This is a genomic window from Streptomyces sp. NPDC059649, from assembly GCF_042734445.1.
Taxonomy (GTDB): domain Bacteria; phylum Actinomycetota; class Actinomycetes; order Streptomycetales; family Streptomycetaceae; genus Streptomyces.
This window is the reverse complement of the sequence record NZ_JBHWDV010000058.1, coordinates 1-26,058: the sequence shown is the minus strand read 5'-3', so window position 1 is coordinate 26,058 and position 26,058 is coordinate 1. Positions and strand designations below refer to the sequence as shown.

At 72.7% G+C, this 26,058-nt stretch carries 17 protein-coding genes; 9 read left to right on the top strand and 8 right to left on the bottom strand.

The window, feature by feature from the left end:
- Nucleotides 1-31: 31 nt before the first annotated feature.
- Entirely contained in the window at nucleotides 32-1,132 is a 1,101-nt protein-coding gene (locus ACFV1J_RS34995) for a DUF2637 domain-containing protein (RefSeq protein ID WP_385865089.1), read from the top strand.
- Nucleotides 1,133-1,172: 40 nt separating this feature from the next.
- Here the strand turns inward: ACFV1J_RS34995 and ACFV1J_RS34990 are convergent, their stop codons facing one another.
- Complete coding sequence (locus ACFV1J_RS34990) at nucleotides 1,173-1,640, bottom strand: ATP-binding protein (RefSeq protein WP_385865087.1); 468 nt, start codon at nucleotides 1,638-1,640, stop codon at nucleotides 1,173-1,175.
- 192 nt (nucleotides 1,641-1,832) lie between these two features.
- Between ACFV1J_RS34990 and ACFV1J_RS34985 the strand changes: the two genes are divergently transcribed.
- Nucleotides 1,833-4,961 carry an alpha-mannosidase gene (locus ACFV1J_RS34985; protein ID WP_385865085.1) on the top strand — a complete coding sequence of 1,043 codons (3,129 nt, stop codon included), beginning with the start codon at nucleotides 1,833-1,835 and terminating at the stop codon, nucleotides 4,959-4,961.
- An 18-nt stretch (nucleotides 4,962-4,979) separates the two neighbouring features.
- On the opposite strand, the gene ACFV1J_RS34980 is transcribed toward ACFV1J_RS34985, so the two are convergent.
- Complete coding sequence (locus ACFV1J_RS34980; protein WP_385865083.1) at nucleotides 4,980-6,722, bottom strand: pyruvate dehydrogenase; 1,743 nt, start codon at nucleotides 6,720-6,722, stop codon at nucleotides 4,980-4,982.
- A gap of 221 nt (nucleotides 6,723-6,943) precedes the next feature.
- On the opposite strand from ACFV1J_RS34980, the gene ACFV1J_RS34975 reads away from it, so the two are divergent.
- Nucleotides 6,944-7,426: a DUF456 domain-containing protein gene (locus ACFV1J_RS34975; RefSeq protein ID WP_385865081.1), complete on the top strand. Its 483-nt coding sequence runs from the start codon at nucleotides 6,944-6,946 to the stop codon at nucleotides 7,424-7,426.
- 55 nt (nucleotides 7,427-7,481) lie between these two features.
- Here the strand turns inward: ACFV1J_RS34975 and ACFV1J_RS34970 are convergent, their stop codons facing one another.
- The 3 genes from ACFV1J_RS34970 to ACFV1J_RS34960 all read right to left on the bottom strand — a co-directional run bounded on the left by ACFV1J_RS34970 (nucleotide 7,482) and on the right by ACFV1J_RS34960 (nucleotide 11,357).
- Nucleotides 7,482-9,041 carry an AlkA N-terminal domain-containing protein gene (locus ACFV1J_RS34970; RefSeq protein ID WP_385865079.1) on the bottom strand — a complete coding sequence of 520 codons (1,560 nt, stop codon included), beginning with the start codon at nucleotides 9,039-9,041 and terminating at the stop codon, nucleotides 7,482-7,484.
- Nucleotides 9,042-9,248: 207 nt separating this feature from the next.
- The gene (gene rsgA / locus ACFV1J_RS34965) at nucleotides 9,249-10,376 is read right to left on the bottom strand and encodes a ribosome small subunit-dependent GTPase A (protein WP_385865077.1); all 1,128 of its coding nucleotides are present in this window, start codon (nucleotides 10,374-10,376) and stop codon (nucleotides 9,249-9,251) included.
- Between the two features lie 318 nt (nucleotides 10,377-10,694).
- Complete coding sequence (locus ACFV1J_RS34960) at nucleotides 10,695-11,357, bottom strand: TetR/AcrR family transcriptional regulator (RefSeq protein WP_385865076.1); 663 nt, start codon at nucleotides 11,355-11,357, stop codon at nucleotides 10,695-10,697.
- A 138-nt stretch (nucleotides 11,358-11,495) separates the two neighbouring features.
- On the opposite strand from ACFV1J_RS34960, the gene ACFV1J_RS34955 reads away from it, so the two are divergent.
- From ACFV1J_RS34955 to ACFV1J_RS34940, 4 genes are all read left to right on the top strand, one after another.
- A complete protein-coding gene (locus ACFV1J_RS34955; RefSeq protein WP_385865074.1) occupies nucleotides 11,496-13,082 on the top strand; it encodes an APC family permease in 1,587 nt (528 codons plus the stop codon).
- 119 nt (nucleotides 13,083-13,201) lie between these two features.
- Nucleotides 13,202-14,410, top strand: coding sequence for an agmatine deiminase family protein (locus ACFV1J_RS34950; RefSeq protein ID WP_385865073.1), 1,209 nt, complete (start codon nucleotides 13,202-13,204; stop codon nucleotides 14,408-14,410).
- A 176-nt stretch (nucleotides 14,411-14,586) separates the two neighbouring features.
- Nucleotides 14,587-17,451 (top strand): SpoIIE family protein phosphatase, encoded by a 2,865-nt coding sequence (locus tag ACFV1J_RS34945; RefSeq protein WP_385865071.1) that lies wholly within the window; start codon nucleotides 14,587-14,589, stop codon nucleotides 17,449-17,451.
- 184 nt (nucleotides 17,452-17,635) lie between these two features.
- A complete protein-coding gene (locus ACFV1J_RS34940) occupies nucleotides 17,636-18,142 on the top strand; it encodes a hypothetical protein (RefSeq protein ID WP_385865069.1) in 507 nt (168 codons plus the stop codon).
- Between the two features lie 35 nt (nucleotides 18,143-18,177).
- Here ACFV1J_RS34940 and ACFV1J_RS34935 read toward each other — a convergent pair whose 3' ends face one another.
- Entirely contained in the window at nucleotides 18,178-18,654 is a 477-nt protein-coding gene (locus ACFV1J_RS34935; RefSeq protein ID WP_385865067.1) for a DUF4118 domain-containing protein, read from the bottom strand.
- A 246-nt stretch (nucleotides 18,655-18,900) separates the two neighbouring features.
- Between ACFV1J_RS34935 and ACFV1J_RS34930 the strand changes: the two genes are divergently transcribed.
- Nucleotides 18,901-20,889: an amino acid transporter gene (locus ACFV1J_RS34930; RefSeq protein ID WP_385865066.1), complete on the top strand. Its 1,989-nt coding sequence runs from the start codon at nucleotides 18,901-18,903 to the stop codon at nucleotides 20,887-20,889.
- 184 nt (nucleotides 20,890-21,073) lie between these two features.
- On the opposite strand, the gene ACFV1J_RS34925 is transcribed toward ACFV1J_RS34930, so the two are convergent.
- Together ACFV1J_RS34925 and ACFV1J_RS34920 are read right to left on the bottom strand one after the other, a co-directional pair.
- A complete protein-coding gene (locus ACFV1J_RS34925) occupies nucleotides 21,074-22,267 on the bottom strand; it encodes an acyltransferase family protein (RefSeq protein WP_385865064.1) in 1,194 nt (397 codons plus the stop codon).
- Complete coding sequence (locus ACFV1J_RS34920; protein ID WP_385865062.1) at nucleotides 22,264-24,633, bottom strand: glycosyltransferase; 2,370 nt, start codon at nucleotides 24,631-24,633, stop codon at nucleotides 22,264-22,266. Before ACFV1J_RS34920 ends, ACFV1J_RS34925 begins: the two co-directional genes overlap by 4 nt.
- Before the next feature lie 655 nt (nucleotides 24,634-25,288).
- On the opposite strand from ACFV1J_RS34920, the gene ACFV1J_RS34915 reads away from it, so the two are divergent.
- Nucleotides 25,289-26,014, top strand: coding sequence for a transcriptional regulator (locus ACFV1J_RS34915; RefSeq protein ID WP_385865059.1), 726 nt, complete (start codon nucleotides 25,289-25,291; stop codon nucleotides 26,012-26,014).
- The last annotated feature ends 44 nt before the right edge of the window (nucleotides 26,015-26,058 follow it).

The following is a 26,058-nucleotide window of genomic DNA, read 5'->3' as shown; positions in this document are numbered from 1 at the left end:
AATCGCGTATCCGAGGCAAGGGATCCCCGCAATGAGAACGACCGAGATATCGCTGGACTGGCTGGTTCCCGGCATCCTGTCGCTGGGTGCCGTGATGGGCGCCGCGACGCTGGTGGTGCGCGGCCGCCGGGCGGCCGCGCAGTCGGGCTCCGACGACTCCTGGGAACGCAGCGAGGAGCGCCGCCGCCGCAAGGAGGCCATCTTCGCCTCCGCCTCCTATCTGCTGCTCTTCTGCTGTGCCGCGGTCGCCGCCGCGCTGTCCTTCCACGGACTGGTCGGCTTCGGCGTCCAGAACCTCGGCCTCACCGACGGCTGGGAGTACCTGGTGCCGTTCGGGCTCGACGGCGCGGCGATGTTCTGCTCGGTCCTCGCCGTGCGCGAGGCCAGTCACGGCGACGCGGCGCTGGGTTCGCGCATGCTGGTGTGGACGTTCGCGGGCGCCGCGGCGTGGTTCAACTGGGTGCATGCGCCGCGCGGCCTGGACCATGCCGGCGCCCCGCAGTTCTTCGCCGGGATGTCGCTGTCGGCCGCGGTGCTCTTCGACCGCGCGCTGAAGCAGACCCGCCGGGCCGCGCTGCGGGAGCAGGGACTGGTGCCCCGGCCGCTGCCGCAGATCCGGATCGTGCGCTGGCTGCGCGCGCCCCGCGAGACCTTCGCGGCCTGGTCGCTGATGCTGCTGGAGGGCGTACGGACGCTGGACGAGGCCGTCGAGGAGGTCCGCGAGGACCGGCGGGAGCGGGAGCGGAACCGCTTGCGCCGCCGCGAGCAGGGCAAACTCGACCGGGCCCGGATCAAGGCGATCAACCGCCAGCACCGGGGCTGGGGCATCGGCCGGGGCGGCGGGCGGCAGCTGGCGGTCACACCCGCCGGCGCCGAGATGGCCGGTCCGGACTCCGCCATAGCCGGCGATCCGCCGCCCCTGCCCGCCGTAGAGCTGCCGGTGCGCTCCCGCCCGGCCCTCAAGGCCGTATCCGGCGCTGACCCCGACGCGGTCACCGCCACCGATACCGTCGATCCCACGACCCGGTCCTGGCGGGCCGTGGACCTCACCGCGGAGGACGACACCCAGACGCTGCCCCGTCTGGACTCCCTGGAGGAGAAACTCGCCGAGATCGAACGACAATTCGGCTGACCGGCGGCGGACCGCGCCGACCGACACCCCCGACTCCTGGTCAGGCCGGTCCGCCGCCCAGCTCGAACCAGACGCATTTGCCGAATCCCTCGCTGCGTATCCCCCATGCGTCGGCCAGGGCGCGGACCAGCATCAGCCCCCGGCCCGACGTCCCGTCGGTGCTCGCCGCACGTACCTCCGGGCGCCCGGGCGCGCAGTCCCGCACCTCGACCCGCAGCCGGTCGCCGACCTTCGCCGTGACCACCGCATCGCCCTCGGCGTGGACCAGGGCGTTGGTGACCAACTCGCTGGTGAGCAGCGTGGCGACCTCCGCGAGCTCGCCGCCACCGGGTGCCGCCCACCGGCTGAGTAATTGCCGCAGTTCCCGCCGCACCTCGCCGACCGCGCGCAGATCGGCCCGGCGCACCTTCCGCTCCAGCACGCCCGGCGCCCGCGCCGCGCCCCCCGCGCCCTGCTCGGTCGTCGTCTGTCGTCTTTCCCGTTCCTCGCGCCGCACAGGCTGACGCATACTCTCCCCCGCCCCCCACGGACCTCGGCGTCCGGTCTCGAACAGCCTCACGGTCAGCATGCCCATCGGATCAGTCGCCATGCTTCCGTCCGCTTCCGCTTCGGGGCGCGCGGTCGCCCGCGCGCCGGGTGGCCGGCCGGCCCGCACCGGGTATGCCTGTCGGGTGGGGCCGGACGAGCGGGAGGAGCCGCCGTGCACGACGACCGACTGCTGGTGGAGGGGCGCCTGGAACGGGCGCTGGGGCAGTTCATCCGGCCCGCGGTGTACGCGGCGCGGGTGCCGCTGCGGCTGGCCGTCCGGCATGCGCCGGGCGAACCGCGGCCGGTGGCGGAGGCGCTGGGCGCCGATTACGTGCCGTTCGCGGCGGGCGAGATGTGGGGGCCGCCGTGGTCGACGAGCTGGTTCCGGCTGGCGGGTGAGGTGCCCGAGGAGTGGGCGGGGCGGCGGGTGGAGGCCGTCATCGATCCCGGGTTCAGCGGCGACGGGCCCGGCTTCCAGGCGGAGGGCCTGGTGTACGACGCCGAGGGCGTACCGCTGAAGGGGATCCATCCGCGCAACCGCCATGTTCCCGTCGCCGCCCCGGCCCGCGGTGGCGAGGAGGTGCGGCTGCTGCTGGAGGCCGCCGCGAACCCGGCGGTGCTGCGGGACTTCCGCCCCACCGATCTCGGTGACGTGCGCACCGCGCCGGACCGTCCGCTGTACCGCTTCGCCTCGGCGGACCTGGCCGTCCTCGACGAGACCGTCTGGCATCTCGTGCTCGACATCGAGGTGCTGGCCGAGCTGATGCCGGAGCTGCCGGCCGACCGCCCGCGCCGGCACGAGATCCTGCGGGCGCTGGAGGACATGCTGGACGCGCTGGACCTGCACGACGTCGCGGGCACGGCGGAGGCCGCCCGGACCGCGCTGGCCGAGGTCCTCCGCCGCCCGGCCGCGGCCAGCGCCCACCGGCTCTCGGCCACCGGGCACGCCCATATCGACTCCGCCTGGCTGTGGCCGCTGCGGGAGACCGTCCGCAAGGCGTCCCGCACCTTCGCCAACGTCACCCAACTGGCCGGGGAATACCCGGAGTTGGTGTTCGCGTGCTCGCAGGCGCAGCAGTACGCCTGGGTCAAGGAGCACCAGCCGCACATCTGGGAGCGGATCAAGGAGGCGGTGCGCAACGGCACCTGGGCGCCGGTCGGTTCGATGTGGGTGGAGTCGGACGCCAACATGCCCGGCGGCGAGGCGCTGGCCCGGCAGCTGGTGCACGGCAAGCGTTTCTTCCTGGAGGAGCTGGGGGTGGAGACCGAGGAGATCTGGCTGCCGGACTCCTTCGGCTACACCGCGGCCTTCCCGCAGCTGGCCCGGCTGGCCGGCGCGCGGTGGTTCCTGACGCAGAAGCTGTCCTGGAACCAGACCGACCGGATGCCGCACCACACCTTCTGGTGGGAGGGCATCGACGGCACCCGCGTCTTCACCCACTTCCCGCCGGTCGACACCTACAACTCGCGGCTGCACGGTGCCGAACTCGCCCATGCCGAACGGAACTTCGCCGAGAAGGGCCGCGCCACCCGCTCCCTGGTCCCGTTCGGTTGGGGCGACGGCGGGGGCGGTCCGACCCGCGAGATGCTGGAGCGGGCCCGCCGGCTGCGTTCCCTGGAGGGCTCCCCGCGGGTCGAGATCGAGCCGCCGGCCCGGTTCTTCGCGGCGGCCCACGAGGAGTACGGGGCGACCGCGCCGGTCTGGTCGGGCGAGCTGTACCTGGAGTACCACCGCGGCACGTACACCTCACAGGCCAAGACCAAACAGGGCAACCGGCGCAGTGAACACCTGCTGCGCGAGGCGGAGTTGTGGGCGGCGACGGCGGCGGTCCGGGCGGCGGCCGGGGACGCGGAGGCCGGGTACGCGTATCCGTACGACGCGCTGGACCGGATCTGGAAGACCGTGCTGCTGCACCAGTTCCACGACATCCTGCCGGGCTCGTCGATCGCCTGGGTGCACCGGGAGGCCCGGGACACTTACGCGGCGGTCGAGGCGGAGCTGACCGGCATCATCGAGGAGGCACTCGCCGCACTGGGCCGGGCGTCGGACGGCGCGCCGCCCACGGTGTTCAACGCCTCGCCGTACGACCGGGACGAGATCGTCGAGCTGCCGGGGGACGGGGACGGCGCGGGTTCGGCCATCGCGGTCCGCGTCCCCGCGCTGGGTGCGGCGGCGGTCCGCCCGCCCGGCCCGGACTCCCCCGTTCCGCCGCCCGCGCCCGTCCGCGCCACCACCGGCGACGACGGCACCCGCACGCTCGACAACGGGCTGCTCCGGGTCCGCGTCGACACCGACGGCCTGCTGACCTCGGTCCGCGATCTGCACGCCGGGCGGGAGGTGCTGGCGCCCGGCGCCCGGGGCAATCTGCTCCAGCTGCACCCCGACCACCCGACCAAGTACGACGCCTGGGACCTCGACCGGCACTACCGCCACCGGCACACCGATCTGACCGCCGCCGAGTCCGTCGAACTGCTCGCCTCCGGGCCGCTGACCGCGACCGTGCGGGTGACCAGGTCGTTCGGCGCGTCCCGGGTCGTCCAGGAGCTGACGCTGCGGGCCGGTGCGCACCGCCTCGACGTGCTCACCGACATCGACTGGCACGAGTCGGAGAAGGTCCTCAAGGCCGCCTTCCCGTTGGACGTGCACGCCGAACGGTCCACCGCGGAGATCCAGTTCGGGCACGTCCACCGCCCCACCCACACCAACACCAGCTGGGACGCCGCCCGTTTCGAGATCTGCGCGCACCGCTGGCTGCGGGTGGCCGAGCCGGGCTACGGCGTCGCGCTGCTCAACGACTCCACCTACGGCCACGACGTCACCCGCGTCCCGCACGCCGAGGGACTGGGCACGACCGTACGGCTGACCCTGCTGCGCGCCCCGCACAGCCCCGACCCGGCGACCGACCAGGGCAGCCACCGGTTCCGCTACGCGCTGCTGCCGGGGGCCACGACCGGTGCCGCGGTCGCCGAGGGCCTCGCCCTCAACCTCCCCCTCCGGACCGCCGCCGCGCCGCCGGTGCCGCCGCTGATCCGCGTGGACCACCCGGCGCTCACCGTCGAGTCGGTCAAGCTCGCCGAGGACCGCAGCGGCGACGTGGTGGTCCGGCTCTACGAGTCCCGGGGCGGCCGGGTCACCGCCACCCTCTCGCCCGGTTTCCCGGTCGAACGGGCCATCGTGACCGACCTGTTGGAGCGTCCGCTGCACGACGAGGAGGCGGGGCCGACCGCGGAGCTGACGCTGGAGCTGCGCCCGTTCCAGATCCTGACGCTCCGGCTCCGGCCGCAGCGCCCCGCCGGCTGACCGCGCGCCCCCGGCGGCTCACACCCGGGGGATGTTGCGCAGGTTGGAGCGGGCCATCTGGAGCATCCGGCCGACCCCGCCGTCCAGCACGATCTTGCCGGCCGACAGCGCGAAGCCGGACACCATCTCCGCGCTGATCTTCGGCGGGATGGACAGCGCATGCGGATCGGTGACGACGTCGACCAGCGCGGGCCCGTCGTGCTGGAAGGCGTCGCGCAGCGCCCCGCGCAGCTGCTTGGGCTTCTCCACCCGGACGCCGTACACCCCGGCCGCCCGGGCGATCGCCGCGAAGTCCGGGTTGTGGTTGGTGGTGCCGTACGACGGCAGGCCGGAGACCATCATCTCCAGCTCGACCATGCCCAGCGAGGAGTTGTTGAACAGCACCACCTTCACCGGCAGGTCGTACTGGACCAGGGTGAGGAAGTCGCCCATCAGCATGGCGAATCCGCCGTCGCCGGACATCGAGACGATCTGGCGGCGGCGGTCGAGGAACTGGGCGCCGATCGCCTGCGGCAGCGCGTTGGCCATGGAACCGTGGCTGAAGGAACCGATGACCCGGCGGCGGCCGTTGGGGGTGAGGTAGCGCGCCGCCCAGACGTTGCACATCCCGGTGTCGACGGTGAAGACCGCGTCGTCGGCGGCCTCCTCGTCCAGCACCGAGGCGACGAACTCGGGGTGGATCGGCAGATGCTTCTCCACCTTCCTGGTGTACGCCTTGACCACACCCTCCAGCGCGTCCGCGTGCTTCTTCAGCATCCGGTCGAGGAACTTCCGGTCCGTCTTCGCCCGGACCTTGGGGATCAGACAGCGCAGCGTCTCGCGGACGTCGCCCCAGACGGCGAGATCGAGCTTGGTGCGGCGGCCCAGGTGTTCGGGCCGGACGTCGACCTGGACGATCTTGACGTCGTCGGGCAGGAACGCGTTGTAGGGGAAGTCCGTGCCGAGCAGGAGCAGCAGATCGCACTCATGGGTGGCCTCGTAGGCCGCGCCGTACCCGAGCAGTCCGCTCATGCCCACGTCGTAGGGGTTGTTGTACTGGATGAACTCCTTGCCGCGCAGGGCGTGCCCCACCGGGGCCTTCACGCGCTCGGCGAACTCCATCACCTCGGCGTGCGCACCGGCCGTACCGCTGCCGCAGAACAGTGTGACGGTGCGGGCCTCGTCGACCATCCGGGCCAGTGCGTCGATCTCGTCGTCCCCGGGCCGCGCCAGGGGCCGGGTGGTGACGAGTGCGTGCTGGAAGGCGCGTTCGGGCGCCGGTTCGGCGGCGATGTCCCCGGGCAGGGAGACCACCGCGACGCCGCTCTGCCCGACGGCGTGCTGGATGGCGGTCTGCAGTACCCGCGGCATCTGTTTGGTGCTGGAGATCAGCTCGCTGTAGTGGCTGCACTCGGCGAACAGCCGGTCGGGGTGGGTCTCCTGGAAGAAGGTGGTGCCGATCTCGCTGGAGGGGATGTGCGAGGCCAGCGCGAGGACCGGGGCCATCGAACGGTGCGCGTCGAAGAGGCCGTTGATGAGGTGCAGATTGCCCGGGCCGCAGGAACCGGCGCAGGCCGCGAGCCTACCGGTGAGCTGCGCCTCCGCCCCGGCGGCGAAGGCGGCGGCCTCCTCGTGCCGGACCTGGATCCAGTCGATCGCGGAGTTCCGGCGCACCGCGTCGACCACCGGGTTGAGGCTGTCGCCGACGACCCCGTAGAGGCGCCGCACCCCCGCCCGCACCAGGATGTCCACGAACTGCTCGGCCACGGTCTGCTTCGCCATGTCGCTGTCGCTCCCAGGGTCGGAAGGGGTCGGGGCCGGGGGGAGGGGGCCTGCTCCCATGAACCCATGCGGGAGGGCGGTCCGCCTCCGCTGTCCGCCGTCTGCCCGGCGGGCCGGCGGGGGGTGTTGGGCCGGTCGGGTGTCCGCGGCGGCCGGCGCCGGGCCGTACGGTCGCCGGCGGCCGGCAAGCGGTTCCGGGCCGGGTCCGGCAGTCTGGGGCCATGAGCGCGTGGCAGCTGGTCGCGGTCGGTCTGGTGATGCTGCTCGGGCTGATCGGGGTGCTGGTACCCGGTATCCCCGGGCCGCTGATCGTGTGGGCGGGCGTGCTGTGGTGGGCGGTGACGGAGAAGTCCGGCACGGCCTGGGCGGTGCTGATGGGCGCCACCGCCCTGCTGTTGCTCAATCAGGCGCTGAAGTGGCTGCTGCCGGTGCGCGATCTGCGGGCCGCGGGCGCGCCGTACCGCACCCTGTTCCTGGCCGGTGCGGCCGGGATCGTCGGCTTCTTCGTGCTGCCGGTGATCGGCGCCGTGGTGGGCGCGGTCGGCGGCCTCTACCTGCTCGAACGCGTCCGGCTCGGCGGCCACGGTGAGGCCTGGGCCTCGACCCGCACGGTGATGCGCACCCTCGGCCTGAGCGTGCTGGTCGAACTGCTCGCCTGTCTGCTGGTGGTCGGCGGCTGGGCGGGGACGGTGCTCGCGACCTGAGCCGACGCCCTCGGGCCGGAACGGTTACCGCGGGGAGGTGGTCGCCGGCCGCACTTCAGCCGGCCGCCGCCGTGGTGGGGGCCGCCCGCTCGCCCGGCGGGAGCAGCCCCGCCCGCCACAGATGGTGCAGGGCGTACGCGCCCCAGGGCCGCCAGGCCCCCGCTGCCCCCTCCGCCCGGTCCGGGCCCTCGGCCGCCTCGGCGCGCTCGCCCCCGTCCGGGCCGCCCACGTCCGGGTCGCCCAGCGCCCGCATCCTGATGTACGCGGCGGTGTGCGGCCCGACGCCGGGCAGCGCGGCCAGCGCCCGCTCGGCGGCGGCCCGGTCGGCGCCGGCGTCCAGCAGGACCGTGCCGTCGGCCAGCGCGGTGCACAGCGCGCGCACCGGCTCGGGGACGTCCGCGCCGGTCAGCTCCGCGGGCGCCGGGAAGAGGTGGGTCAGCCCGCCGTCCACGGCGTCCAGCGGCTTCCCGTAGGCCCGCACCAGTTCGGCGGTGCGCTCCGGGGGTCCGCCGAGCACGATCCGTACGGCCATTTCCTCCGGGTCCGCCGCGCCCGGCGAGCGCAGGCCCGGGCGCTCGGCCACCAGCGGGGCGAGCCGCGGGTCCGCGCCGAGCCGCTCGGCGACGGCGTACGGGTCGGCGTCCAGGTCGAAGAGCCGGCGCAGCCGCTGTACGGCCGTCGACAGGTCCCGCAGATCGGTCAGCAGCAGCCGGCACTCCAGCCAGCCGCCGTCCCCGCCGCGGGCCGCCGGGCACACCCGGCCGGCCGGCGGCCGGTGCCGTCCGCGCGGTCCCGTGGGCGGCTCCTCGACCTCGGCGATCCCGCTGCCGTAGGTGAGCCGCAGGGTGCGGCGGTAGGTGCGCGGGCCGGGCTCGCCCCGGACCTCCTCCACACCGGGTACCGCCCGCTCCGCCAGGAAGTCGAAGATCTCCACGGCCGCGTACGGGCCCCGGTAGGCCAGCCGCAGCGGAATCCCGCCGGGCGCCGCGCCACCGCCGGCGCCCGGGGCGGGCCGCGGCCGGGGACGCGTGGTCATGACGCCGCCGCGCCCGGGCCCGCCCCCCGCGGCGGCCCTCAGCTCGCTCGGCGTACCGGCGTAGATCTCCCGCATGGTGTCGTTGAACTGCCGGATGCTGGCGAAACCGGCCGCGAACGCCAGCTCGGTCACCGGGAGCGCCGTGGTCTGCAGCAGCACCCGCGCGGTGTGCGCCCGGCGGGCCCTGGCCAGCGCGACCGGCCCGGCGCCCAGCTCCGCGGTCAGCTGCCGCTGTACCTGGCGCGCGCTGTATCCCAGCCGCCGCGCCAGCCCGGCGACGCCCTCCCGGTCGACCACACCGTCGCCGATGAACCGCATGGCCCGGCCCACCAGGTCGGCGCGCACGTTCCACTCCGCGGAGCCGGGCACGGCGTCCGGCCGGCACCGCCGGCAGGCCCGGAAACCGGCGGCCTGCGCGGCCGCGGCCGACGGGAAGAACCGCACGTTCACCCGCTTGGGAGTGACCGCCGGGCAGCTCGGCCGGCAGTAGATACCGGTCGTCACCACCGCGAAGAAGAACTCCCCGTCGAACCGTGCGTCCCGGCTGGACACCGCTTCGTACCTGGTCCCGTCGTCCATCACCCCTCCAGTCTGCGCCCGGCAGGACGCCCCGGCTGGCGGATTTCGGACCTGGCGTTCGCGGGGGGGGGGACGCCGTCGGGGGGCCCGGCACCGGCTCCCGGGCCCCGGGCCCCGGGGCACCCACCGGCTCCCGGGCCCCCGAGCACCGGCACCCGGGCCCCCGGCCCCCGGCTCAGCTCATCCGCCCTGCTTCTCGACCTCAGCTCACCGTCCCGACCCCCTCTTCCGTTCCATCATGTGCCGGCCGAGCGCCTGCTTCTGCTTCCAGTCCCGCCGGAGCTCGGCCCGCAGCCGGGCGTCCGTCTTGGCCACGATGCGCTGGTTCTCCCGCAGCAGCTTCTGGTAGCTCGCCAGTCGGCGCTCCGCCAACTCGCCGTTCTCCAGGGCGGCTCGGACCGCGCACCCCGGCTCGGACTCGTGCGCGCAGTCGTGGAAGCGGCAGTCCTCGGCGAGCGCCTCGACGTCCGAGAACGTCCGGGACAGCCCGCCCTCGGCGTCCCACATCCCGACCCCGCGCAGCCCGGGCGTATCGATCAGCACACCGCCACCGGGCAGCGCGAGCAGATCGCGGGTGGTCGTGGTGTGCCGCCCCTTGCCGTCCCGGTCCCGGGTGGTCTGTACGGTCTGCACGCCCGACCCCACCAGCGCGTTCGCCAGCGAGGACTTGCCCGCACCGGACTGCCCCAGGAGTACGGACGTCCCCCCGGCCAGTACGGCGGCCAGCACATCGAGCCCCTCACCGGTCAGCGCGCTGACGGCCAGCACCCGCACCCCTGGAGCGGCCGATTCCGCGTCCGCCACCAGGTACGCCGGCCCGTGCCCGTCCCCGGCCAGGTCGACCTTGGTCAGCACCACGAGGGGCTGTCCCCCGCTCTCCCAGGCCAGCGAGACGAACCGTTCGATCCGCCCGAGGTCCAGCGCATCGGCCAGCGAGACCGCGATCACCGCGTGATCGACGTTCGCCGCCAGGATCTGCCCCTCGGAACGTTTCGACGACGTGGACCGCACGAACGACGTGCGCCGCGGCAGCAACGCCCGTACGACGCCGTCCACATGGTCACCGGCCCGCCCGTTCTCCAGATCGATGACGGCCCAGTCACCGGTGCACGGCACCCGCATCGGATCGCCGGTCGCCACCAGCGCGGTGTCCGCCAGCACGGTCCGGATGCCGTCGCCGTCGGGCACCACGGCATCCACACGGCCGCGATCCACCCGGACGACACGGCCGGGCACGAACCCCTGCCCGGCAAAGGGGGTGAAACTCTCCGCGAATCCGTCGTCCCAGCCGTAGGCCGTCAGCGGATGTGCAGCAGAAAGATCGAGGTCGAACAACGCAAGGACCCTTCAGGGAAAGTGGCCCCGGCGCACGTCGCCGCGTGCGCACATGCACCCGTGCGCAGCAACAGGAAGAGAACGGAAGTGACGACGAGTCAGCCGGAGACCACGGAGGTGAAAGTGATGAACTCCTGGATGCGGGCAGCGCCCTTCGCAACGACAGCCATCGTTGTTCACCTCCCAGATTCCTCAACGGCCGACAAGGACGACGGTCTCCGACCGCCCTCCGGAACCCGCCCACCGTAAACCAGCACCACTCCGCGCCGCCAACCTTTTTTCCACGGCGGCGCCGCGTCGGCCGGTGGTCGGTGAACGTCAATCGCCGCCCGCGTCAGCCGTGTTGCCCGTGCTCGCCAGCTGGGCCGCCACGCCGCCCAGGATCATGCGGAGGCCGAGTTCGAAGCCGCGGTCGTCGAGGGCGGTCGGGGACGGGTCGATGCGGGTGGCGGCTTCGAGGGAGTCGGCCAGGGCGGGGTGGTCGGGGCGGTAGCCGGCGGGCGGCTTGGTGAAGCCCGCCGCGTAGGTCTCCAGGGCCGAGCCGATCACCAGGAAGTCGAGGGCGGCGGCGGTCTCGGCGGCCAGGGCGGGGGTGCAGCCCGCGCCGATCAGGGTGGCGAGCAGGGTGTCGTACTCGCGCAGCGCGCCCTCGGTGTGCACCGCGCGGCGGGCGACCAGGGCGATGGCGTTGGGGTGGCGCTGGAAGACCCGCCGGTAGCCGCGGGCGTACGCGGCGATGCCCTCGGTCCAGGGCTCGCGGCGCAGCGGGGCGTGGTCGATCTCGGCGTCGAGCAGTTCGCTGACGGCGTCCAGGATGTCGTCCTTCGAGCCGACGTGGTTGTAGAGCGACGCCCCGCGCACACCCAGCCGGTCGGCCAGTGCCCGCATGGTGAGTGCTTCGTAGCCGCGGTCGTCGATCAGCTCCAGAGCCGCGTGCGCTATGGCCGTCCTGCTCAGCAATGTCTGATGTGGGCGGCCCACGGGACCCCTCGCTTCCCTTCGGATTCCTGGCTTTTCAAGGTTACTCATCGGCAGGGGCTTCACAGGGCGGCCTGGCATCCCTACCTTCGCGGACTAACAAAGTTAGTTTTACTCCGAACCGCCAGCCGAGGTAACGCCATGCCCCACTCCCCGCCCCCGCACCGGCCGCCCGTCGGCGGCAAGGACAGCGCCGCCCGGGACGGCGACAGCGCCCGTCTCGCATCGCTGGGTTACCAGCAAGAACTCCGCCGCAGCCTGAACATCCTGGGAAACATCTCCATGGGCTTCGCCGTGGTCTCCCCGGTGGTCGCGCTGTACGCGGTCTCCATGATCGGCACGATGATCGCCGGGCCCGCGTGGATCTGGGCGCTGCCCGTGGTCCTGGCCGGGCAGTGCCTGGTGGTCAACGTCTACTCCGAACTGACCTCGCAGTGGCCGCTGGCCGGCGGCCCCTACCAGTGGGGGCGGCGGCTGATCGGCCCGCGGTTCGGCTGGCTGAGCGGCTGGGTCTGGCAGTTCGCGGTGATGTTCGGGAACACCACCGTCGCCTACCTGGCGGCGCCCTGGGTGTTCGCCCTCATCGGGGTGACACCGTCGCCCGGCGCGATGGTCGCCGTCTCGATGGCGATCGTGCTGCTGTGCGCGCTGGTCAACGCGTACGGCATCAACCTCCTGAAGTGGTTCGTCTCGGCGGGCATCGCGGGTGAGGCCATCGCCTCCGTCCTCGTCGGTCTGTCCCTTCTGCTCTTCTTCCGCAAGCACCCGTTCTCGCTGTTCACGCACACCTTCGGTGCCGAGGCGCTGTCCGGCGGGTCGGTGCCGCTGGCGCTGCTGACCGTGCTCGCCGTCGCGGGCTGGGCCTTCATCGGCTTCGACGCCTGCGTGTCGACGGCGGAGGAGACCAAGGACGCCGGCCGGCAGGTGCCCCGGGCGATGTGGTGGGCGCTGCTGTCCGTCGGCGCGGTGGTCATCCTCAACGCGGTGGCGGTCGCCCTCGCCTATCCGCACACGGCCACCGCCGTCGCGGGCAAGGACGTCGACCCGGTGACCACGGCCGTGGTCACCTCGTTCGGCTCCTGGTCGGACAAGCCGTTCGTGGTGGTCGTGCTGGTCAGCTTCCTCGCCTGCGCCATGGCGTCCCAGGGCGGTGCGGCCCGGGGCCTGTACTCACTCGCCCGGGACGGGGTGTTCCCGTTCTCCCGGCAGGTCAGGAAGGTCAACAAGCAACAGGCGCCGATCGGCGGGCTGATCGCCTCCACCCTCGTCTCGGGCGTGGCACTGCTGCTCGGCCTGAACGCCACCGCGATCGGTTCGCTGATCGCCTTCGGCACGGCGGCCACCTTCGTGCCGTTCTTCCTGGTCTCCGCGGCCGCCCTGATCGCGCGACTGCGCGGCACCTGGGTGCCCGGCGGCCATATCAGGCAGGGCCGCAGGGGCACGGTGCTCAACGTCCTCGCCGTCGCCTGGACCGGCTTCGAGGTCACCAACGTCGCCTGGCCGCGCGCGGTGCTCGCGCCACCGGGCGCTCCCTGGTACCAGATCTGGGCCGCACCGCTCGGCGTCGCGGTGGTGTTGGGCGTCGGCACGCTCTATCTGATGGCCCGTCGGCCGCAGGACAAGATCCTGGCGGGGGTGGGGCCAGGTGCGGGTCCCGCGGACGCGGCGGATGCCGAGGACGCGGGCGGGGACCCGCAGTTGCGGCCACAAGCCCCGGCACGGCCCTAGGCAACAGCCGGTCCCGAGGGTCCGCCGCCCGCCCCTCGACCGCGCGCCCCTCTCTCCCCTTCCCCTCCCTCTCCCCCAGTGCCCGCCCCCCATGTCAGAACCCATCTGAGGAGTTCAGCATGACCGAACCCAACGCATCCGCATCCCCATCCGCATCCCCATCCGACATCACCCCCGCATCCGGCAACGGCCCTGGAAATCCCCGGAAGTTGGCGCTCAGCCGGCGCGGCTTCATGACCGCCTCCGCGATGGCCGCCGCCTCGGCCGCCTTCGTCGGTGCCGGTGCCGGGCGCGCCGGCGCCGCCACGTACAACGGGACGACGTACACCGTCCCCGGCGAGTGGGCGCCGCACGCGGGCTGTCTGATGGCCTTCCCGTGGGACGCCAGTGACAACTGGGGTGAGAAGCTCCCGGCGGTGCAGAACGAGGTCGCCAACGTGGCCCGGGCGATCGCCCAGTTCGAGCCGGTCACCATGGTGGCCAATACCGGCACGGCCGACTTCGTACGGCAGCAGGTCGGTCCGACCGTCACCGTCATCGAATACCCCATCAACGACTGCTGGCCGCGCGACAACGGCCCGATCTTCGGCGTCGACCGCAGCGGACAGCAGCTCCTCGGCCTGGACTTCGGCTTCAACGGCTGGGGCAACAAGTTCCCGCACGACAAGGACGACAACCTGCCGATCGGCGTCTGCGACTACCTGGACGTTCCGCGGCTGCCCGTCGACATGGTCTTCGAGGGCGGTGCGCTGCTCCAGGACGGCCAGGGCACGCTCATCGGTACCGAGGAGTGCCTACTCAACCCGAACCGCAATCCGGACCTGACCAAGGCCCAGATCGAGGCGAAGCTGCTCGACGCCTACCAGGCGACCAAGATGATCTGGCTGCCGTACGGGATGTACGGGGACACCGTCACCGACGGCCATGTCGACCTCGTCGCCGCCTATGCCGGTCCGGCCCGCCTGCTGATCAACCTGCCGTCCGACACGGGCGACCCCAACCACGCGCGGCTGTCGGAGAACAAGAGGGTGCTGCAGGCCAGCACGGACGCCCAGGGCCGCCGCTTCACCCTGACCGAGATGCAGCAACTGCCCACCTTCACCGTGGGCACGGACGAGGTGATCACCTTCAGCTACACCAACTACTACCCGACGGCCACCGGTGTCGTGATGCCCACGGCGGACATCCCGGCGTCCGACACCGCGGCCCTGGCCACCCTCCAGTCCCTCTTCCCCACGAAGCGGATCGTCGGCGTCTCCGCCCGTACCCTCGCCTGGGGCGGCGGCGGGGTGCACTGCATCACCCAGCAGATCCCGAGGACGGGCTGAGCCGTTTCCCTGACCCGATTCCCTGACCCGTTTCTCCGGGCCGATGCTCTGAGCCGATTCAGCGAACGGGTCGCCGCCCGGCCTGTGCCGCGCCTCGCCCTCGGGCGGTGCGGCACAGGCCGCCACCGTCAGCAGCTCGCCCCGCCCGCACGGGAACAGAATGCTAAATATGGGACATGAGGGAAAAATTCCGGCAGGGCGTTGACGGGTCGCAGGGCTCGTCGTCGTCCGTCGGGGGCCGCCTCCGGGCGCTGCTGACGGCGCGCAGTGTGGCGGGCCAGGCGTTCGTGGTGCAGCTCGCCCTCGTGCTGCTGTTGATCGTCGCCGCTGTGGTGGCACTGGTCTTCCAGGCACAGAGTTCGCTCATGGACGATGCCCGGGAGCGTTCGCTCGTCGAGGCGGAGAGCTTCGCGCACACGCCGGGCACCCTCGCCGCCATGAAGTCCAGGGATCCGAGTGCGGTGCTGCAGCCCCAGGCGGAGGCGACCCGGAAGGCGACCGGGGTCGACTACATCGTGGCGTTCCGGCCCGACGGGGTCCGCTGGACGCATCCCGACCCCCGGCTGATCGGGAAACGGGTGGTCGGGCCCAGCTTCCGGAAGGCACTCAAGGGCAGCACGCTGACCGACACGTTCACCTCCCCCGTGGGGCCCGCCGTGGCCACCGTGGTACCGGTCGAGGACAGGGACGGATCGGTGGTGGGGCTGGTGTCCGTGGGAATCCGGGCCGAGCGGGTGGAGCAGCGGGTGGAGCACCAACTGCCGCTGCTGATCGGATTCGCGGCGGGCGCGCTGCTGCTGGTCAGCGGCGGGGCGGTACTGGTCAACCGCCGGTTGCGGCGGCAGACGCACGGGCTGGACCCGGCCGATATGCGGCGGATGTACGACCACCGCGACGCGGTGCTGCACGCCGTACGGGAGGGCGTGCTGATCATCGACAGTGACGGGCGGCTGGTGCTGGCCAACGACGAGGCACGGCGGCTGCTCGATCTGCCCGAGGGCGCGGACGCGGAACGGCGGCCGGTCGCGGAGCTGGGGCTGGAGCCACGGCTCAGCGCCCTGCTGACGTCGGGCAGGGAGGCCACCGACGAGGTCTATCTGGCGGGTGACCGGCTGCTCGCGGTCAACGTCCGGCCGACCGCGCCGTTCGGCGGTCCGGCCGGTTCGGCGGTGACGCTGCGGGACACCACCGAACTGCGGGTGCTGGCCGGCCGGGCCGACGTGGCCCAGGAGCGGCTGAAACTGATCTATGACGCGGGGCTGCGGATCGGGACGACGCTGGACGTCGGGCGGACCGCGGCGGAGCTGGCCGACGTGGCGGTGCCGCGGTTCGCCGACGTGGTCACCGTCGAGCTGCTGGAGCCGGTGCTGCGCGGTGACGAACCGGAGGCGGCGCTGACCACCGAGCTGCGGCGGATGGCGGTCCGGGGCGTGCCGGAGGGCTCGGCGATCTACCGGGTCGGGGAGGTGCTGCGGTTCGTGCCCGGTACGCCGATGGCGACGAGCCTGGCCGACCGCCGGACCGTGCTCGTACCCGATCTGCGCCGGTCGGAGGAGTGGCGGCGGCAGGACGTGGAGGGCAGCCGGCGGGTGCTGGACGCCCGGATCCGGTCACTGATCAGCGTGCCGCTGCAGGCGCGGGGCGTGGTGCTGGGGGTGGCCAGCTTCTGGCGGTCGGAGGACTCGGACGACTTCGAGGACGAGGACCTGACCTTCGCCGAGGAGCTGGCCGCGCGGGCCGCGATCTCCATCGACAACGCCCGCCGCTACACCCGCGAGCACACCACCGCCGTCACCCTGCAGCGCAGCCTGCTGCCACAGGCCCTCCCCGAGCAGTCCGCGCTGGAGGTGGCGCACCGCTATCTGCCCGCGCAGGCGGGCGTGGGCGGCGACTGGTTCGATGTGATCCCGCTGCCCGGTACCCGGGTGGCGCTGGTCGTCGGCGATGTCGTCGGGCACGGGCTGCACGCCGCCGCGACCATGGGCCGGCTGCGCACCGCCGTGCACAACTTCTCCGCCCTCGACCTGCCGCCCGACGAGCTGCTCAACCATCTGGACGAGCTGGTCAGCCATATCGACACGGACGAGGCCCGGGCGGCGGGCCGGCGGCCCGGGGGCACGGACGGCGACGCGGTGGCCTGGCCGGGCATCGGCAGCGACATCGAAGGGGCGCAGCCCGACGGGAGCCGGACCGGCATCACCGGTGCCACCTGTCTGTACGCCATCTACGACCCGGTGGCCGGCCGGGCGACGATGGCCCGGGCCGGGCATCCGGGCCCGGCGCTGGTGCACCCGGACGGGTCCGTCTCGTTCCCCGAGGTGCCGGTCTCCCCACCGCTGGGACTGGGCGCGAGCGTGCCCGTGGAGCTCGCGGAGCTCACGCTGGCGGAGGGTTCGCGGCTGGTGCTCTACACCGACGGGCTGGTGGAGGACCGCGACCGCGATATCGACACGGGGCTGGCGATGCTGCACACCGCCCTCGCGTCCGGTGGACGGCGGGACCCGGACCAGATCTGTGCGGCAGTCCTCGACGCGATGCTGCCCGAGCACCCCAGCGATGACATCGCCCTGCTGGTGGCGCGTACGCAGCTGCTGGATCCCTCCCGGGTGGCCGAATGGGACGTGCCGTCCGACCCGGCCGCGGTGGCGCCGATCCGGGCCGCCTGCCTGCGGAAGCTGGAGTCGTGGGGCCTTGCGTCGATCGAGTTCACCACCGAGCTGATCCTCAGTGAGCTGATCACCAACGCCATCCGGTACGGCGCCCAGCCCATCCGGGTGCGGCTGCTGCACGACCGCGCGCTGATCTGCGAGGTCTCCGACGGGACCAGTGCCTCGCCGCATCTGCGCCGGGCCGCCATCACCGACGAGGGCGGCCGCGGGCTGTTCCTCGTCGCCCAGTTCGCCCAGCGCTGGGGCACCCGTTACACCCCGGGCGGCAAGGTCATCTGGACCGAGCAGTCCCTCGAAGACGGACAGCAGGAGGGCGGCCCGGACTCGGCCGAGGACATCCTCGACCAGTGGGACGACGTGCCGGCGCTGTGACCCGGGCGGACCGGACGCCCGTCCTCCGGTCCGTGCCCGGACGCCCGTCGTCATATCCGTGCCCGGACGCCCGTCGTCACGTCAGGTGCCCGGACGCCCGTCGTCGCGTCAGTGCCCGGATGCCCGTCCGTGGACCCGTGGCTAAGCTCGTTCGGGGGGCCGACGACCGATCATGGAGGCTCCGATGGTGCTGCTGCCCGACGTGCGTGATGTGGCCCCGCGGCTGGCCACCGGCGCGTTCGTCCTGAATGCCGGGCTGACGATGCTGAAGGCCGACCGGGCGACCGCCGAGGTCCTGCACGGAATGGCCTGCACCGCCTACCCCTTCCTGCGGAGGATTCCCGCCGAGCGGTTCACCCGGCTGCTGGCGTGCTCGGAGGTCGCGGTCGGCGGCGCGCTCCTCGCGCCCTTCGTACCCACCCGGCTGGCCGGACTGGCGCTGACCGGGTTCTCCGGCGGGCTGGTCGGGATGTATCTGCGGACCCCGGGGATGCACGAGCCGGGCAGCCCGCGGCCGACCGACGAAGGGATCGTGCTCGCCAAGGACGTCTGGCTGCTGGGGACCGGGCTGGGGCTCCTGGCGGCGCCGGGCACGCGGCGGCGCGCCGCGCGGGGCCACCGGTGCCGGCATGCCCACCACCGTTACGGCCACAAAGCGGCACGTCAGCACGTCCGGTGCCGCTGCTGGTGACGCGCGCGCCGGTGACGGCGGGCCCGCAGCGCGGTCTACGGATGCCGTCGTACGGCCCGTAGCACGGCGGCGCCGCCCGCGCCCGCGAGCGCGGCGAGCAGGAGGACCAGCAGGCCGGTCCGGTCCGGTGAACGGAAGGCCAGGTCGGAGTGGCCGTTCAGCACGAAGCCGTCGTAGAACAGCCAGGACACCAGGGCCACCGCCGGCCGCAGCACCGGGCGGGCCGGCACGGCGGCGACCAGCGTCAACAGCGCGAAAACGGCGAGCGCGACCGCGGTGTGGGCACTGCCGCCGGTCAGCAGCAGGACGGTCACCAGCAGCGCCGCGGCGACGGTGCCGAGCGGCAGGGCGAGTTCGGCGCCGAGGGTGTGTGCCGGCGGGGCCCGGTGCGCCCGCGCCGGGCGGGCCGGTGCCGCGGTGCGCGGGCGGGGGCGCGGGGGGACGCGGGTGAGCTGGGGGAGGTGCGGAAGGTGCGGGCGGCCCCGGCCCGTCGGGGGATGCAGGGTGACCACGCCGAACACCTCCTGCCGTCGTACCTTCCGCCAGCGTGCGCGTCGGAGCAGACGTGCGGCCCCCGTGTGGGGTGCCTTGACGCGGTGTCTACGGGCCGCCGCGACATATTGACGCGTTCCTGACGCCGGGTTGGCGTATCGGGCGGGCAGAAGTGGCCAGGGTGGCAGAAACGGGCGATAGCCGGTGATGCATACTCGCTCCTCGTTGCCCGAACCGACGACCGCTGAACGACAGGACGAACCCGCATGAGCACGCGTACCGAGGCCGAGGCCGAGGCCGAGCCCCCGCCTGCCGCTCCGGCCGTTCCCGGCCAGCGATGGCGCAGCTGGCTGCTGGACGGACTGAGCAGCCGGACCGCCCGCCACCCCGGGCCGCACGGCACGCCGCCGGCCGAGCACAAGGGGCACCACTGGTGGCGCGTCATGTGCCTGACGGGTGTCGACTACTTCTCGACGCTCGGATACCAGCCGGGTATCGCCGCGTTGGCGGCCGGACTGCTCTCGCCGTTCGCCACACTGGTGCTGATCGCGCTGACCCTGCTCGGTGCCCTGCCGGTGTACCGCAGGGTGGCCAAGGAAAGCCCGAACGGCGAGGGTTCGATCGCCATGCTGGAGCGGCTGCTGCCCTGGTGGGCGGGGAAGTTGCTGGTCCTGGTGCTGCTGGGGTTCGCCGCCACGGACTTCGTCATCACGATGACGCTGTCGGCCGCGGACGCCTCGGCGCACGTGGTGGAGAACCCGTTCGCGCCGGCGGCGTTGCACGGCGCGAACCTGTGGATCACCTTGCTGCTGCTGGCCGCGCTGGGCGCGGTGTTCCTCAAGGGCTTCCGTGAGGCGATCGGCATCGCCGTCGGGCTCGTCGGGCTGTACCTGGTGCTGAACGTCGTCGTGCTGGGCACCGCGGCCTGGCATGTGCTGGCGCACCCGGTGGTGGTCGGTGACTGGTGGGGCGCGATGACCGCCGAGCACTCCTCGCCGCTGGCGATCGTCGGGGTGGCGCTGCTGGTCTTCCCGAAGCTGGCACTGGGCATGTCCGGCTTCGAGACCGGCGTGGCGGTGATGCCGCAGATCCGCGGCGAGGCCACCGACACCGTGGCCAAGCCGGCCGGCCGGATCCGCGGCACCCGCCGGCTGTTGACCACCGCGGCGCTGATCATGAGCGGCTTCCTGCTGCTGTCGAGCCTGGCCACCACGCTGCTGATCCCGCAGAAGGAGTTCGAGACCGGCGGTTCGGCCAACGGCCGCGCGCTGGCCTATCTGGCGCACGAGTACCTGGGCGAGGCGTTCGGCACGGTCTACGACATCTCCACCATCGCCATCCTCTGGTTCGCCGGTGCCTCGGCGATGGCCGGGCTGCTGAACCTCGTACCGCGCTATCTGCCGCGCTACGGCATGGCCCCGGAGTGGACCCGGGCGGTGCGCCCGCTGGTGCTGATCTTCCTGGCCATCGCCTTCGGCATCACCGTCATCTTCAACGCCAGCGTCGACGACCAGAGCGGGGCGTATGCCACGGGTGTGCTGGTGCTGATGCTGTCGGCGTCGTTCGCGTCCACCGTCGCGGCCCGGCACCGTCGGCACCGGGCGGCCGCCGTCGGCTTCGGCGCGATCACCCTGGTCTTCGGCTACACCCTGGTCACCAATGTCATCGAGCGGCCGGACGGTCTGAAGATCGCGTTGCTGTTCATCCTCGGGATGCTGCTGACCTCGTTCGCGTCCCGGGTGCACCGGGCCTTCGAACTGCGGGCCGTCCAGGTCGACTTCGACGAGACCGCGGCCCGGCTGATCGACACCGCGATCGCGGCCGGGCCGCTGCGGGTCATCGCGAACGAGCCGCAGGAGCGGGACGCGCAGGAGTACCGGGAGAAGGAGTACAGCCAGCGCGAGGAGACCCACATACCCGACGGGCGGCCGGTGCTGTTCCTGGAGGTCACGGTCACCGACTCCTCGGACTTCACCACGAACCTCCACGTGCGGGGCGCGGAGGAGTACGGCGCGCAGATCCTGCGGGTGGAGGGCGCCGGCGTGGCGAACACCATCGGCGCCGTGCTGATGCAACTGCGCGAGCGCACCGGCGAGGTGCCGCACGCGTACTTCAACTGGACCGAGGGCCATCCGCTGAGCCATCTGCTGCGGTTCCTGGTCTTCGGTGACGGTGAGGTCGCGCCGGTGACCCGTGAGGTCCTGCGCCGTGCCGAGCCGGACCCGCGCCGCCGTCCGCGCGTCCACGTGGGCTAGCGGTAGCCCCGAGGGAACACGCCCGACGCCCGGCCCCGTCGCACACGGGGCCGGGCGTCTCAGTCCGATGTTCCGGTGCTCGACGAGCAGCCGGACCGCCCCCCCGGCCCGACCCGTGGCGCGTCTTCGCCGGGGACCGGGCGGCTACGGCGCCGGTCCCCGGCGAAGGTCCGGGCGAAAGCGATCAGCGTGACACGGCGGGCTCGGGATAGAACTCGCGCGGCCGGCCGCGGCTGTCCTTGAGCCGGCCGAGCAGGCTCGCCGGGTACTCGACGAGCCAGTAGCTCGCGGCGGCCACCGGCAGCGCCGCCAGCACCACGATCAGCAGGGCGGGCCAGAAGCCCTCCCGGCCGCCGGGCAGCAGCCCCGCGTGGTGCAGCTGGAGCATCACCGGTTCGTGCCAGATGAACAGGCTGTAGCTGACCAGTCCGACGGCGGTCAGCCAGCGGGCCGTCAACAGCCGGTGCCAGAGCGGGGGTTGGCGTACGTGGAGGGTGCTGAAGATCAGCACCACCCACAGTGCCGAGGCGATCGGGTGGTAGAAGGTGAAGGTGAAGTTCTCCGGACCGGAGTCCAGGGAGAGCGCGAACAGCCCGGCCAGTGCGAGGCCGGCCGGCAGCAGCGCGGTGCGCGGGCCGAGCCGGCCCCGGTCACCGAGCGCGGCCGTCGCGACGGCCAGCCCCATCCCGGCCGCGAACCCGCCGAAGCGGGCCTGCGGCCCGAAGTACACCACCCAGTCGGTGTGCGGCACCCCGAACCCGTAGTGGGCGACGGCGATCCAGGCGAGCGGCGCGGCGTACAGCACCGCGCAGCCGGCCGCACACAGCGCCACCCGGCTGCCGCGCCGCCGCAGCGGCCGGCAGGCCCGTACGGCCAGCGGTCCCAGCGCCACCAGCACGGCGTAGAACAGCACCTCCAGCGACAACGACCAGGTGGGGCCCAGGGTGTAGAAGATCCGCTGCTGGTCGAAGACATGGGTGAAGGTGAGGTGTTCCACCAGGTCCCGCCAGTTGCCCGGCAGGGACGGGTTGCGGCTCGCCCAGACGACCAGGACCGCCAGGACGTACAGCGGCAGGATGCGGATCGCCCGGCGGAAGAGGAACAGCCGGGCCGGGCGGAGCGAGCGCCCGTCGATCGCGGCCCGCGCGTACGACAGCGTCAGCAGGTACGCGGACAACACGAAGAACAGGTCGATGACTTCGAGCGAGAGGACCGCACCCACCAGCGGGTTGTCGACCGGCGGGTGGCTGCCCCCGGCGTCGTGGCGGACGTACTGCTGCCAGACGTGGAAGGCGACGGTGCTCAGCGCGGCCAGTCCGCGGAAGCCGTCGATGGCACCGGCCCGGTTGCCGGGCGGGGCGGCGGCCCGGGTGCTCATCGGGGGGCCACCGTCTTCGCGGCGACGCGCGGGGTGACCCGCCACTGCCGGTCGCCCAACGCCTCCTTGAGGTGCGCCTGCCGGGCCACCATGTTCTTGAAGTGGCTGTAGAAGACGGTCGAGACGAGGAGGTACGACCAGAACCACGGGCGGCGCGAACGGAGTTCGGGCACCGCCAGCCGCCAGGCGAAGAGCGCCTGCACCGGGCCGGCCGCCAGGGTGAAGAGCACGGCCAGCACGCACACCGGCACGGCCCAGTCCAGGTGCGTGAAGCCGCCGGCCCGCCACGCCGAGTACAGCAGGATGGGCAGGATCTGCAGGGTCAGCCAGGGCTGCACCTCCCGCCAGCCCAGCAGCACGAACAGGCCCAGCTTCTGACGGGCCGTGAACACCGGTGACCGCAGGCCCCGCCAGAGGTGTTTGAGGGAGACCTGGAGCCAGCCCTGGGCCCAGCGGGAGCGCTGGTTCCACAGTGCCTTGAGGGTGGTGGGCGCCAACTCGCGGGAGATCAGGGTGCGGTCGACCGCGAACCGGGCGCCCTCGCCCAGGGCGCGCAGCGTGGAGTCGATGTCCTCGGTGAGCATCGAGCCGTGCATCCGGGTGCGGGCGAGCAGGTCGGTGCGCCAGAAGCCGTTCGAGCCGCCGAAGACGCCGAAGCCGTAGAGCCGGGTGCGGCCCGGGTGACTGACCGCGTAGATCGCCTCGAACTCCACCGCCACCAGCCGGGCGACCGGGGAGCTCTCGCCGTTGCGGATCACGCAGTGGCCCTGGACCACGTCGTGGCCGTTGGACAGCCAGTGCCAGGCGTCCTTGAAGGCGGTCGGGGCGGGGTGGTGGTCGGCGTCGAAGATGCCGACGAACTCGCCGCGGACCCGGGTGACCGCGGCGTTGACGTTCTGTGCCTTGGAGGTCGAGCCGGCGACCGGCAGCAGCACCAGTCGCGGGTCGCGGGCGGCGATCTCGCGCAGGGTGTCCTCGACCGGCAGCGGGTGCGGCGTGTTGTACGCCAGCACGACCTCCAGCTCGTTGGGGTAGTCCAGGCGCAGGAAGGACTCGACGGTGTCGACGATGGTGGCGGCCTCGTTGGGCAGGTACGCCGCGATGACCGCGCTGGCCGGTGGATAGGGCGCGCCGGGTTTCTCCGGCCGGGCCGCCGCGTCGAGCGAGAAGAGGCACTCCAGGACGATCAGCACCGCGGAGAGCACGAGCCCGGACACCACCACCCAGTACATGGCCGAGCCCAGGTCCCAGCCGAGCGTGTACGCCTGCTGGTAGAGCACGAACGGCACCGCGACGCCGAGCAGCAGCGCCAGGACCGGCGAGAGCGCCGAGAGGACGGGCCGGATCAGCGTGCTGAGCGACGGCCGGCGGTGCCGGTGCGGGGTGCCGCGCATCCAGGGCGCGTACCGGACCGGCCGCAGGTCCCGGTGGCGGAGTGCTTCCTGTACGGCGTCCAGGGCCTGGGCGGTGGCCTCGGTGCCGGCCGCGCAGCCGGTGAGCGGCAGCCAGCCGATGGCCGGTGTGAGGCGGACGTTCTCGTCGGCGACGATGAAGCGGGTGCCGGCCACGGTGGCGGCGAACTTCGCAAGGCCGCGGTGGGCGGTCTCCTCGTCGACGCCGGGCAGCAGCATCAGCAGATGGCCCTCGTCGTCCCGGCCGAGCCGGTCGCAGAAGCTGCCGGCCTGCTCGGCCACCCCGGCCAGCCGCTCGGCGACCTCCCGGCGGACCCGGGGCCCGAGCCGGGCCTCCAGGGTGGTCATCTCGGCGACCCCGACGACGGCGAGCACCCCGCCGTGCCGGGCGGCTTCCGGGCGCTGGAGCTCGCGGTCGAGCTCGTCCAGGAAGTGCGGCTGGGAGTAGAGGCCGGTGCGCGGGTCGCGCAGCAGGTTCTCGACGGGGACCGGGACGCGGCGGAGCTTGGCCTCGATCCGGGCGGAGAGTTCGACCGGGTCGGAGGCCTCGGGTATGCAGTCGTCGGCGCCCTGCCGGAGCATGTCGACGACGTCGGCGGGCTCCGGGCTGGTGGTGACCATGAGCAGCGGCAGGGCCCGTCCGGCGGGGGCGGTACGGACCTCGCGGATCACCTCCAGGCCGGTGTCGTGGTGCGCGGCCCTGCCGGGACCGGCGTGCCCGTCGGGGGCGTCGAGGGCGACGATGGCGTCCGGGTGTGCCTGGCCCATCCGCCGGTCGACCTCGCCGGGCGGGGCGTGGGTGACGTCGTGGCCGGTGGCGCGCAGGGTCCGGGTGAGGCGCTCCAGGCGCGGTCCTGGGGCGCCGACGACGAGTACGTGCGTCGTCGGGTCGAGTGCGTCGTCGAGCAGGGCCGTGGGTGAGCCCCGGTGGTTTTCGTGGTGCGAAGTGAGCACCTGGGAATGTCCTTTCGGGCAAGGAGACATGCGAAGGCGGGCCCGGGCGCCGTGCGTGCGGCGGTCCCGGACCGTCAGCCGGTTCAGTGGGCTGTCAGATGCATGACATGCGATTCGCCGCGGTCGTTCTGGATGTCCGTCTCTCCGCGGGACGGACGACGACGCGCGGACGCACGGCTGCTGACGCAGCCTCCAAGCCTAAGAACGCCTCGGGGCGTTCCTGTAGTGAGCGCATATGAAGGGTCCCATCCTGATCGGATCGTGGGGGGAGGACCGGATGTCAGGTGTGCAGCCGGCCGGTCCGCCAGGCGTTCCGGTCGGCAACGCCAGCCTCGGGGTTCACTGTGACACCGCACCTTCATCTGCGTAACGCTCTGATTACGGCCCGCCGTCCGGGCGATCTCGATGTGCGCTACCACCCGGTAAGCACCGCCCTATCGGCTATACCCAGTAAGCGAGTTGATGAGGGAAATGGGACAGATCGTGAAGTTCTGACGCGTCAAGGCCTCGGAGGGTCCCGGCGCCTTGGAGTCGAAGGGGAAATGGAGGTTCGTACCTATGGACGATCTGTTAATCTGCCCGCTCCTGGATGTTCCTCCATCCCTTCTCCCCCCAAAGCACCCCTCAGCGCCGGGTGCAGCGAGGTGTCCCGCACGTGTACAGCACTCCGTTTTCTCCCGCAGAGGCCAGATCCGCGCGGGCCCGGGTGGGCCTGACCACGGCTCAGGTCGCCCAGTCCATGACGGCCTGCGGCGCCCCGGTCCGGCCCGAGCTCATCGAGGCCTGGGAGTACGGCTCCCAGGCCCCCACCGAGGCACAGCTGTTCGTCCTGGCGGACGTCCTGTGGTGCCCGCCGACCGTGCTGATGGGTGTCGAGCCACGGACCCTGGCCGAGCACCGGATGGCACGTCAGATGGGCGTGGAGCGGCTGGCCCAGCTGATCGGCATGGACCCGGCGGTCTACCGGGCGGCCGAGGCCGCGAACCGGTGGAACGGTGACTACCGGCAGACCAAGGCGCTGGTGGAGGCGCTAGGGCTGTCGCTGCGGAAGCTGATCGGCGTGATGGGACGGGACGAGGAACTCGCCGGGCACCTGCGGTCGGCCATCGAGGGCCGCTGGAAGGCACACGTCGGAGCGGTCATCGAGATCACCACGCTGAACAAGACCCGGGTCAGCGACGCGCTGCGCACCATGCACGCGGAGTTCGCGGAGTTCTCCGAGCGCTACATGGGACACCTGGTGGCGCGCAACGACGACTCCCGGCTCAAGGAGGTCGCGGCCGAACGGTCGGCGTATCTGCGCCGACTGGCCGACCACTTCTGGGAGTTGATCGGTGAGGCCGGCGAGGCGCCGCCGTTCAACTCCCTGACCACCCACTAGTAGACGGCGCCGAGGAGCGCGGCGGGCGGGGAGGGGTGCGGGCC

What these genes read in the sequence shown, in the direction of transcription:
- ACFV1J_RS34980 (WP_385865083.1), bottom strand. Translation starts at nt 6,722, where the DNA reads ATGGCGAAGCAGACCGTGGCCGAGCAGTTCGTGGACATCCTGGTGCGG.
- ACFV1J_RS34950 (WP_385865073.1), top strand. Translation starts at nt 13,202, where the DNA reads ATGACCGAACCCAACGCATCCGCATCCCCATCCGCATCCCCATCCGAC.
- ACFV1J_RS34955 (WP_385865074.1), top strand. Translation starts at nt 11,496, where the DNA reads ATGCCCCACTCCCCGCCCCCGCACCGGCCGCCCGTCGGCGGCAAGGAC.
- ACFV1J_RS34940 (WP_385865069.1), top strand. Translation starts at nt 17,636, where the DNA reads ATGGTGCTGCTGCCCGACGTGCGTGATGTGGCCCCGCGGCTGGCCACC.
- ACFV1J_RS34975 (WP_385865081.1), top strand. Translation starts at nt 6,944, where the DNA reads ATGAGCGCGTGGCAGCTGGTCGCGGTCGGTCTGGTGATGCTGCTCGGG.
- ACFV1J_RS34925 (WP_385865064.1), bottom strand. Translation starts at nt 22,267, where the DNA reads ATGAGCACCCGGGCCGCCGCCCCGCCCGGCAACCGGGCCGGTGCCATC.
- ACFV1J_RS34990 (WP_385865087.1), bottom strand. Translation starts at nt 1,640, where the DNA reads ATGCGTCAGCCTGTGCGGCGCGAGGAACGGGAAAGACGACAGACGACG.
- ACFV1J_RS34970 (WP_385865079.1), bottom strand. Translation starts at nt 9,041, where the DNA reads ATGGACGACGGGACCAGGTACGAAGCGGTGTCCAGCCGGGACGCACGG.
- ACFV1J_RS34995 (WP_385865089.1), top strand. Translation starts at nt 32, where the DNA reads ATGAGAACGACCGAGATATCGCTGGACTGGCTGGTTCCCGGCATCCTG.
- ACFV1J_RS34945 (WP_385865071.1), top strand. Translation starts at nt 14,587, where the DNA reads ATGAGGGAAAAATTCCGGCAGGGCGTTGACGGGTCGCAGGGCTCGTCG.
- ACFV1J_RS34930 (WP_385865066.1), top strand. Translation starts at nt 18,901, where the DNA reads ATGAGCACGCGTACCGAGGCCGAGGCCGAGGCCGAGCCCCCGCCTGCC.